Source organism: Arthrobacter sp. SIMBA_036 (assembly GCF_046535135.1).
Classification (GTDB): domain Bacteria; phylum Actinomycetota; class Actinomycetes; order Actinomycetales; family Micrococcaceae; genus Arthrobacter.
This window is the reverse complement of the sequence record NZ_JAWRXG010000098.1, coordinates 1-297: the sequence shown is the minus strand read 5'-3', so window position 1 is coordinate 297 and position 297 is coordinate 1. Positions and strand designations below refer to the sequence as shown.

Here is a 297-nt window from a genome sequence, read left to right as displayed (position 1 = left end):
TGGCCCTTTGCACGAAGCGTCGTATGCGGCGACGGATCCAGCGATACCGTTCCGTCCTCGCAGACGAGCTCGGCGCGGACGTCATATCCGTATTGGGCGTCGGTGAAGACCTCGATGTCGATCACGACGCCAGATGCCGTCTGCAACAGGATGAATTGCGGCTGGCGGTTCGGCGCATTCCGCGTCGGCGGCGGACTGGTGACGAAGGCCGAGGCGATTTCTTCGTTGAGCAGGAAGCGGGCAATATCGAATTCGTGTCCTGCCGAGTTGGCGATCACCAGATCCGAGGTCAGATAA

General features: G+C 60.6%; 1 protein-coding gene. It reads right to left on the bottom strand.

Features of this window, described 5'->3' with window-relative positions; genetic code table 11:
• A partial coding sequence (locus SB659_RS19280; protein ID WP_410551556.1) for a Gfo/Idh/MocA family oxidoreductase occupies positions 1-297 on the bottom strand: 297 nt, incomplete at both ends.